The 8,450-nt window shown below is 35.9% G+C and carries 11 protein-coding genes and 2 pseudogenes; 4 read left to right on the top strand and 9 right to left on the bottom strand.

The window, feature by feature from the left end; genetic code table 11:
• Positions 1-741: GerAB/ArcD/ProY family transporter (locus tag AWH49_RS15620; RefSeq protein ID WP_063966487.1), on the bottom strand; the 741-nt coding region annotated here is incomplete at its 3' end.
• 568 nt (positions 742-1,309) lie between these two features.
• Here AWH49_RS15620 and AWH49_RS19570 point away from each other — a divergent pair.
• Positions 1,310-1,405: pseudogene (locus AWH49_RS19570) on the top strand (site-specific integrase); the annotation flags it as partial.
• Positions 1,406-1,558: 153 nt separating this feature from the next.
• Here the strand turns inward: AWH49_RS19570 and AWH49_RS21380 are convergent.
• From AWH49_RS21380 to AWH49_RS15645, 4 genes and pseudogenes are all read right to left on the bottom strand, one after another.
• Positions 1,559-1,621 (bottom strand): prepilin-type N-terminal cleavage/methylation domain-containing protein, encoded by a 63-nt coding sequence (locus tag AWH49_RS21380; protein WP_157723758.1) that lies wholly within the window; start codon positions 1,619-1,621, stop codon positions 1,559-1,561.
• Positions 1,611-1,778 (bottom strand): competence type IV pilus major pilin ComGC, encoded by a 168-nt coding sequence (locus AWH49_RS15630; RefSeq protein WP_211268407.1) that lies wholly within the window; start codon positions 1,776-1,778, stop codon positions 1,611-1,613. Before AWH49_RS15630 ends, AWH49_RS21380 begins: the two co-directional genes overlap by 11 nt.
• Before the next feature lie 991 nt (positions 1,779-2,769).
• On the bottom strand, positions 2,770-3,126 hold the full coding sequence (locus AWH49_RS15640; RefSeq protein ID WP_063966490.1) for a hypothetical protein: 357 nt from the start codon (positions 3,124-3,126) through the stop codon (positions 2,770-2,772).
• 21 nt (positions 3,127-3,147) lie between these two features.
• Positions 3,148-3,531 (bottom strand): annotated as a pseudogene (locus tag AWH49_RS15645) (MFS transporter); the annotation flags it as partial.
• Between the two features lie 35 nt (positions 3,532-3,566).
• Here AWH49_RS15645 and AWH49_RS15650 point away from each other — a divergent pair.
• Positions 3,567-3,989: a MarR family winged helix-turn-helix transcriptional regulator gene (locus AWH49_RS15650; protein WP_018392512.1), complete on the top strand. Its 423-nt coding sequence runs from the start codon at positions 3,567-3,569 to the stop codon at positions 3,987-3,989.
• A 383-nt stretch (positions 3,990-4,372) separates the two neighbouring features.
• Here AWH49_RS15650 and AWH49_RS21385 read toward each other — a convergent pair whose 3' ends face one another.
• Both AWH49_RS21385 and AWH49_RS15655 read right to left on the bottom strand, forming a co-directional pair.
• The gene (locus AWH49_RS21385) at positions 4,373-4,471 is read right to left on the bottom strand and encodes a peptidoglycan-binding domain-containing protein (RefSeq protein WP_082862900.1); all 99 of its coding nucleotides are present in this window, start codon (positions 4,469-4,471) and stop codon (positions 4,373-4,375) included.
• A 155-nt stretch (positions 4,472-4,626) separates the two neighbouring features.
• Positions 4,627-5,118, bottom strand: coding sequence for an RrF2 family transcriptional regulator (locus tag AWH49_RS15655; RefSeq protein WP_063966492.1), 492 nt, complete (start codon positions 5,116-5,118; stop codon positions 4,627-4,629).
• A gap of 205 nt (positions 5,119-5,323) precedes the next feature.
• On the opposite strand from AWH49_RS15655, the gene AWH49_RS15660 reads away from it, so the two are divergent.
• The gene (locus AWH49_RS15660; RefSeq protein ID WP_063966493.1) at positions 5,324-5,980 is read left to right on the top strand and encodes an FMN-dependent NADH-azoreductase; all 657 of its coding nucleotides are present in this window, start codon (positions 5,324-5,326) and stop codon (positions 5,978-5,980) included.
• A gap of 180 nt (positions 5,981-6,160) precedes the next feature.
• The gene (locus tag AWH49_RS15665; RefSeq protein ID WP_063966494.1) at positions 6,161-6,604 is read left to right on the top strand and encodes a carboxymuconolactone decarboxylase family protein; all 444 of its coding nucleotides are present in this window, start codon (positions 6,161-6,163) and stop codon (positions 6,602-6,604) included.
• Between the two features lie 4 nt (positions 6,605-6,608).
• On the opposite strand, the gene AWH49_RS15670 is transcribed toward AWH49_RS15665, so the two are convergent.
• Both AWH49_RS15670 and AWH49_RS15675 read right to left on the bottom strand, forming a co-directional pair.
• Entirely contained in the window at positions 6,609-6,950 is a 342-nt protein-coding gene (locus tag AWH49_RS15670) for a structural protein (RefSeq protein ID WP_063966495.1), read from the bottom strand.
• 92 nt (positions 6,951-7,042) lie between these two features.
• Positions 7,043-8,450, bottom strand: a 1,408-nt coding sequence (locus tag AWH49_RS15675) for a GGDEF domain-containing protein (RefSeq protein WP_082862901.1), incomplete at its 5' end; no start/stop codon positions are given.

Here is an 8,450-nt window from a genome sequence, read left to right on the forward strand (position 1 = left end):
AGTGAGTTTCATTTCCTTTGGAACGAATACAGCAGAGGCGACAATCGCGAGGAACGCATACACGATTGTGGCTACCGCACTTGCCCCGGCTGCTGCTTTCCATTTAGCCGTTTTTGATCCTTCCGTAAAAGGGTACAAATAAAGTAAAAGTTCGAATCCTACAAACGTAGTCACTATTTTTCCGCTGCCTTTCATGATGGCCTCCACTCCGTTTGAGGCGACTGGCAACAAGTATTGTATATCGAAGTGTGGAATGAGAGGAAGGAACACAAATAAAACAGACACGAGTAAAAAAGAAGCCAGGACATGAAACCGTGCCATCACTCTCACGTTTTCTCTTAGTAGGTAAACCGACACCGCGACACTCAATACGGCAAAGACGACATGCGGTGTTCGTGGAAAAGCCCAGTTTGATGATATGGCAAGAAACATAGACAGCTCGTAGCAGGTGATGGCAAAAAAGAAAAGCGTATACATCATCGTCAATACAGTACCGATGATTCTCCCGACAAGGAGCGGGGCAAAATCATACAAGGTGAGCCCTGGAAAACGCGACGAAAGCAGCCAGATCACCGCAATGCCTCCTTGTACGAAAAGACCAGCGAGCAAAACGGCAATCCATCCATCTTTTCCTGCTTCCTCTTGAACCGTGTAAGGAAGCGATAAAAGGCCAATGCCTATCTGGGTTTGCAACAGAACGAAAAACAGCTGAACAGGCGAAATCGTTGCAGGTGATTTCATTTTTTCGCCCACTCTCTTGAACGGAACTCAGCGTCTTCTTTAAGTGGACAACTGTCCAACGGCCATGTACTCAATTTCCAAGTAGGCTGTTTTATAAATGCATCCTTTTCTTTTGGCTGCTCTTGATTCCCTCTGTTTTTATTTTTCTTGAAGATTGAAAGCATGGTATTAAATTACCTTTCTTTCTGTTTTCATACATTTTGTCCTAGTACTCCCCCCATTATTCTTATTAAACATTCGATGTTGAATGTGATTTTGCTGAAGAACGCTTGGAACGTTGGCTGATACAACGTGCCATGGTGTAATTATGGATAAAGGAAAATATTTCTATTTTTATTTATCCTTCCATTCGTCATTATTTGTCGAAGGAAAAGTGTAGCATACACTCTTTATTTATAGGAGATAGATAGAATGACTAATGACTAGTCATATATTATTAGCACGCTGTTGCGTGTTTTTATTTTACCTATATGATGTTACTATTTTCATGATATGGATGACATGTTGTTAAAAAGGGGGATTTTTCAAAATGAGCAATCTGTTCAAAGGATGTCTTGGTTGCCTAGGTATGAAATATGTTCAAGAGCGTCTCGGCCATGGAAGCATCGCCATAACCGCTGACGTGTATGCGCACGTATCTAAAAAGATCGAATCCGGCAATCTTCAAATTGCCGTTACGATGATTCGGCGTTTCTTGATCTTACTATCGTCAGACATGTCCATCAGTTCCATTGGCATCTTCTCTTGCAATGACATAAGTAACAAGCCGTTCATTTCAGCAGCTCCCTTCTCAATCTATTATAAGAAACGACTGTCCTTATATTGACATAAAAACAAGCATCATTTCCAACAGTGTAAAGCCGCCTTCTTTATGTTTCACTTACCAAAACTTCGCCTTCCGCATCAATGGTAATATCCCCACCACCAGGGCGTTTCGTTTCATCCTCTCGCAAGTATCCATCTGTTACCATCGTTTCAATGGAATCAGGAAATTTCTCATTGTTAATCGGGTATGCCTGCACCTGTCCTTGTACCATATGTAAATAAGCGAAACAGCCAAATATGGGTTTTTGACATAACTTCAATAAGTTTGTTTACTAAAAAGGCTCTTTTAAATTTCATTGTTAATTTTTAACCAAATAAAAAAGACCGAAACAAAATCCGTCTTTTTTGCATATCTTCTTCAACTAATATACCTCTCGAATTATTCCGACTAATGATATTTCACCCGTACATGATTATTAGCAGCAAAGATCGGTTTTCCCCTTTCTCATGGTTTTTGTACAGTCACTATAAAATAAGCGGAATATGATGGTATGGATACTAATATGAACATTAATGGTTTCGTTCATCCAGTGTTCACACTTTGAGATTACTGGTTAGAAATTTTTTTTGAAAAGGGGTCTTTATGTGTATTGTTATATATATCCTTTTGTTCCACATTATTACTATCGTAGTCCTAATCCAACAACACTACCAACCCAACTACGATTTCCAACACCTTTTCCTGGGCAAGGGCCTATTATCGGACCTGGTCTATGGCCTAGTCAACCTAGTCAACCCGGTCAAGGGCAAAGACCCTCAACACCTCCTCCATCTGTAGTACCAAAAAAACCTGTAAGAGGTTTCGCAATTGATGCACCAAGCATGGCACTTTGCCTTTTCCGATGGACTTCTATATGGCTTACTAATGGAACCCAGATTTGGTTTTGGCCGGTTTTTGTTGGTGCCACATCAGTTGCAGGTTTTACTTGGCCTCCAGGGTCAGGAGCATTTGGAATAGATGCTAGACATATCGATGTCTTTGTCTGCCCGTAAATCACCTAACATTCTTTTTTATTAGGAAGAGAAGATTTTCTTTACATCTATATGGATCTCTGCTTTTCAAACATTAGTTTATGGCATAGCTTAAATAAGTACGTTTAATAAACAGGCTCTGTTAATTTTTAGCCAAATAAAAAAGACCAAAAAAATTGGTCTTTTTTTCTTTATTCTTATTCAACTAACGCATCCTTTACTTGAATAAGACTAATAACTCATTTGATTTACAATTTTTTGTAAACCTGATAAATTCCCTTTTCCTAAAGTAGAGTAATAATCTATATGTTTCTGTACTGCATTTAAAGCATTTTTATAAAAATCCTCACCAAAATCTTGCCTAATACTTTCAAGCAAAAATTTATTTGTATCATTATTAAATGCTCTTTTATATACTTCTCCATTCATCATAGCCAGAAATATGGTAATAAAAGCCTGTACAGAACCTTCATTCATATCTGTAACCCTGTTAATTTCAATTTTTCCATCACCTCTTGTCATTTGTCCTAAATATACTTTTTTTGCTATTTCATAAGCACCTTTACTCATCTCCATAGTAATCTTCATTTTTATATCCTCTAAATAAAATCAATGAGCTGTTTCAACAGAATCAACATGCTTTACATGCTTATAATTGAACCAAATAAACAGCACCGAAATAAATACAAACAATGCACCCACAATGAAAGGTACACTTGGGTTGTAAATCTCCGCCAGTTTCCCTGCCATAAACGGTGCAATAGCTCCTCCTATGAAACGCAAGAAGCTGTAAGCAGCAGAGGCGGTTGACCGTTCGACAGGTGCTGCATTCATAACAGCTGTCGTAATTAACGTATTGTTATTCCCCAATAATGCACCAGCGAAAATTACAGCAGCGATAACTACCCATTGGGTCGACGTCCAGATGCCCATTGCGACCAAGACGATAGCAAACAAGATCAACATCATACACATAGATCTAATTGTTCCAAACCATTATAGAAGGCAATTGTGAGGTGTTAAAAGAAATGAATGAAAATCCACTGGAAACCATAGAACTTGAATTGGCGGTCTTGATTCGCCGTCTCACATCTATTACAGCTGATAAAAGAAATGCTACTCTAGATCGGTCTGCCTATCTTTTGTTACATCAACTATACCTTCAAGGTTCTTCTGGGGTAAGAGCTTTGGCAGATGAATTCCAATTGGATATTTCCACTGTAAGCAGACAAGCTGCAGCTCTTGAGCAAAAAGGATATGTGGACAAAGTTCCAGACCCAATGGATGGAAGGGCCTACTTCTACCAAATTACTGATTTAGGAACAAAGATGCTAGTTGAATATAAACAAGGACGATTGGATAGGTTAACAAAATTGCTGAACGGATGGTCGGATGAGGATTGCGAAAGATTTGGAGATCTGTTGAGAAAATTTAATCAATCTATAAAATGAAGAAACCCAGCTAATCTTTTAATGTGAAGGTAGCTGGATTTTAAAGTTGGATGTGCAAAATAGCACTTAAAATAAGCGCAAATCACCTCCTAAAGTGACAGGTATAGTTAATCTAATAGCAATAGAATATGTCTGAATATATTCCTGCATAAACAGACGTTTAGATTTCAACTAGTTATGTTTAGGGATTGCTATAATAAAAGCCCCGGCTGGAACCGGGGCATGCTCGCAATTATATTAAACAGCTCGGTTACGGCCGGTCTTTTTCTTTACCTAAACTTTATAAATTCCCTTTTCTCTTCTTTCTTTTTTGATTCTCCGGATTTTAGTTTTACCAACGTCAATTTCTCGGCACTTCCGTCTGCGACGAGAGCATTGGCTTTTTAATATAACTTAACTGTCTTTTTAGTTACCGCTCCGAAAATACCGTCTGCTGTAACGTTATAGCCTGCTGATCGCAATAAAGCTTGTAGCTCTTTCACAGAAGTTTAGAAGAAATTGTGAAGAATTATACTTAGACTAACGGGGCAGGTTAGTTGAGGATTGGTTGTAGCTAGTTGAATGATACGTTTCCTTGAATTAAGAAAAAAACCTCTCTAAATTCCTCTTAATTAAGGAATTTCACGAGAGGTTTGTTTTATATGTTGCTCTTCGAAAAATATTTCTGAGTATCTTCACGTATTTGTTTAGGTAAGACACGATCAAGCTCTTCATTTAACCATGACAGTGATTTACTACGCAAGTAATCACGCATTTTTTCTTCCGCAGAGAGCATAACTAAATTGATGGTGCAAGAGGAGGGAGCTGAACAGCAATTTTCTCTATACAAATAACCATTATCTTTAATATTTTTACATTGAAAAATAGGCTTAGGACCTTCAACTGCTTCAATTACATCCCAAAAGGAAATATCTTCTGGGGACTTAGATAACCTATATCCTCCCTTTACACCAGAGACAGAACTTACAATGCCAGCCTTAGATAATTTACCGAAAACTTTTGAAAGAAATGTCTCAGAAAGTCCTTGGAATTCTGCCAAATCCTTTATCCCAACACTTTCCTTGGAAGGAACATCAATTAAATAAACCAGACAATGTAAAGCATATTCAACTCCGACACTATACTGCATATAAACTCACCTGCTTTTAATTTTAAGGGTTATCAAATTGTATCTTAGGAGTATTTAGAGTGTTAGTCAAATAAAAGAAATCTCTTTTGGGTAAATCATATTCATTTGACAAAAATAATTATAACACATATTATAGACAATATTAATCGGCGATTAACTTAGTCTCTAATTTCAACCTAAAATTCATTTTAAAGGGGAAATAAAAATGAACAAAATACTTATCATTAACGCACATCCAAAAATAGATGATACTTCTTCAGTTAGCTTGCAGGTTTTTAACCACTTTTTGAAAGCTTATAAAGAATTAATTCCTGATATCGAAGTAATTGAACAGATTAACTTGTACAGTGATGTAGTGCCTATGATAGATAAAACGGTTTTAAGTGCATGGGAAAAACAACGAAAAGAACAGGAGCTAACTAGCCAAGAACAAAAAGTAACGGAGCGTATGTCCGAGATCTTACAACAATTTAAAAGTGCAAATACGTATGTCATCGTTTTACCTTTGCATAATTTTAATATTCCTTCAAAGCTAAAAGATTACATGGACAATATCATGATCGCACGTGAAACTTTTAAATATACTGAAAATGGGTCTGTGGGTCTACTTAAAGATGGACGAAGAATGCTTATTATACAAGCAAGTGGATCAATCTACACCAATAATGATTGGTATACAGAAGTTGATTACTCTAACAAATACCTGAAATCAATGTTCAATTTCCTTGGTATTGAAGATTATCAAATCATTCGGGCACAAGGAACTGCTTTACTAGAACCAAATGAAGTATTACAAAAAGCATATAAAGAAGCTGAAGAAGCTGCTTCAAGATTAGCAGCTAAAGAAAAAATACTATATTAAAGGAAAGGAAAAGGCATGAAAATTATTGTTACAGGGGCGTTTTGAGTAATTGGTCGTTCACTTCTTCCTAAATTAATACAAAACGGGCATGAAGTATTTGCGATGACTCCAGGTGAACATTAAAGTACTATCTACAATTCAATTATTTATTGAATAAACTTTTTTAAGGAGGTAATTAAATTGGAACAACGAATTGATTATTACAATGTAGCACCAGAAGCACTTAAAATAATGATGGAAATGGAGAAGTATACGAAAACTACAGGTATAGACCGTAAACTTCGTGAACTTATAAAAATTAGGGCTTCTCAAATAAATGGTTGTGCATATTGTATTAACATGCATACAACTGATGCTAGAAAAATGGGTGAAACGGAACAGCGACTATACTGTGTCAGCGCATGGAAAGAGTGTGAATTCTATACAGAAGCAGAAAAAGTAGCTCTTGAGTTGACAGAGTACGTGACATTAATCCCAACAAAACGTGTTCCAGTTGAGCTTTATCAACGAGTGCGTGAACACTATGACGAGAAACAGTATGTTGACCTTGTTCTAATAATTAATCAAATTAACAGTTGGAATAGAATTTCTATTGCAATGGGGATTATAGCAACTGAAAAATAATACCCTAAACGAACACATAAGATGTTCGTTTTTTTCTTTTTTCTTCGTAATAATCGACTACAAAATAATACCTCCGTTTGCTTTCTGTACGAACAATCCGTATTGCCTTCGTTGCGCTCATTTCCATATGATCTTGAATAGATCTAGCCATCGTACGGTACGTCTGGCCTTCATATAGCCCGCTTGTCACCACTTGACGCAGCTTCAAAATGACCTCATTCCGCTGTGCTTGCAGCCGCTCATTCAGCGTTAAGCTGGTGAAATTATGTTGAATGGCGTTTTCCAGTACCTCAATCGGAACTGAATAGTAATCAGCAAACTTCTGCTGTTTTGGTGTAAGTCTCACATTCGATCAACCCCTTGCGCTAGTCGCTTTGTTTATTTCGAGCAAAGAAAAAAGCATCCTGGGAAATGTGGTAAAACAAAGTGAACTTTTTCTTATTTAGTCACTATTTTATTTTTGTCTTTATACATTTCCATATCAGCAAATTTTATTATTTCTTCAAGAGTGATATTCATTCCACTCTTATAATGGAACATACCGCGGCTAACAGAAATAAAATAGGGTTTATCTATTGTTTGATTCGTTTTATTTATTTCCTTCATTACATTGTTCCATATGTTATTGATATTGGAAATATCTTTGTTTAAGAAAGCAAGGACAAACTCATCTCCACCATAACGAAATAGAATATCATCATTTTCAATAGCTTTATTAATGGCTAGACAAGTCAATTGAATTAAACAATCACCCTCGAAATGCCCGTATACATCATTAACATATTTTAGTTTGTTGACATCAATAAAACAGACAGTTAACTTCAAATTTTGCTTTTGTGCTTTTTCCAGTTCATGTTGAAGTAATTCCATACCATACCTTCTATTGAATATCCCTGTAAGAGTGTCCGTAGAAGCATGTTTTAACAACTCATTTTCCATTTTTTTCAGATGAGTAATATCTGTAATTCCAGTTAATATACAATTTTCATTTTTATAAACAACTAGTTCACAATTTAGTAATACCCATAGATTTGATCCTTTAGAATCTTTTAAATTAAGTGTATAGTTTTTAACACAGCCAGAATCTCCAAGTTCCTTGGCTAGGGTATCCCGTTCACTTAGGTCCTTATATAAATAACTTGCTCCAAACTTTTCAAGTGAATCTGTAATCGAATTGAAGAAAAACTTAGCTTTTTCATTAATTAAAATAGCTTTACCATCCCTAGCACTTGTAAGGAGCATAGGATAGGGATTTACCTCGAATATTTTCCTGAAATTCCTTTCATTTTCCTTTAGCTTTTTATTATTGTAAAAGTCTTTTTTTCTATAAAAGAAGAATGTTGTAGCAATCAGTACAGCGAAAACTACTGCTGCCGTAGAATTTACTTGTTTTAATAGTAAGGAATACTTCGATTTTTCCAAGATGGAAAGACCTATAAGAAAAAAACTATGATTTATTAAAAGTATAAAAAACAAGTATTTTATATTTACTGGAAACAACACAGCCACCGTGATAAGAATAATCACATAAGCATCAATATTTCCAGTCAGTCGTTGGCTATTAATTGATGCTAGTGCACCTAAAAAAACATAACCAAAAATATAAAAATGCGCTATTGCGGACAACAATTTAGGGTTTATTGATCGTTTTCTATTTCTGATCAACCTCTGAAAAGATAAAAAAACGAGGGATAAAATGAACCCAGCTGAATGAATGCATACAAGGGTAAACTTAAAATTCGAATCTAATACATCCTTTAATGCTATAAAATCAAAATATAAATAAAAGACATAACTCATGACGGGAGCGTCAAGAATTTTGTGTAAATGACGGAATCCCTTTTCT

The sequence above is a fragment of the Domibacillus aminovorans genome (assembly GCF_001643235.1).
GTDB classification, from domain to species: domain Bacteria; phylum Bacillota; class Bacilli; order Bacillales; family Domibacillaceae; genus Domibacillus; species Domibacillus aminovorans.

Excerpts from the sequence above, each read along its gene's own strand:
- AWH49_RS15630 (WP_211268407.1), bottom strand. The coding sequence starts at position 1,778 with ATGGTACAAGGACAGGTGCAGGCATACCCGATTAACAATGAGAAATTT.
- AWH49_RS15660 (WP_063966493.1), top strand. The coding sequence starts at position 5,324 with ATGAACAAAATACTTATCATTAACGCACATCCAAAAATAGATGATACT.
- AWH49_RS15650 (WP_018392512.1), top strand. The coding sequence starts at position 3,567 with ATGAATGAAAATCCACTGGAAACCATAGAACTTGAATTGGCGGTCTTG.
- AWH49_RS15640 (WP_063966490.1), bottom strand. The coding sequence starts at position 3,126 with ATGAAGATTACTATGGAGATGAGTAAAGGTGCTTATGAAATAGCAAAA.
- AWH49_RS15655 (WP_063966492.1), bottom strand. The coding sequence starts at position 5,118 with ATGCAGTATAGTGTCGGAGTTGAATATGCTTTACATTGTCTGGTTTAT.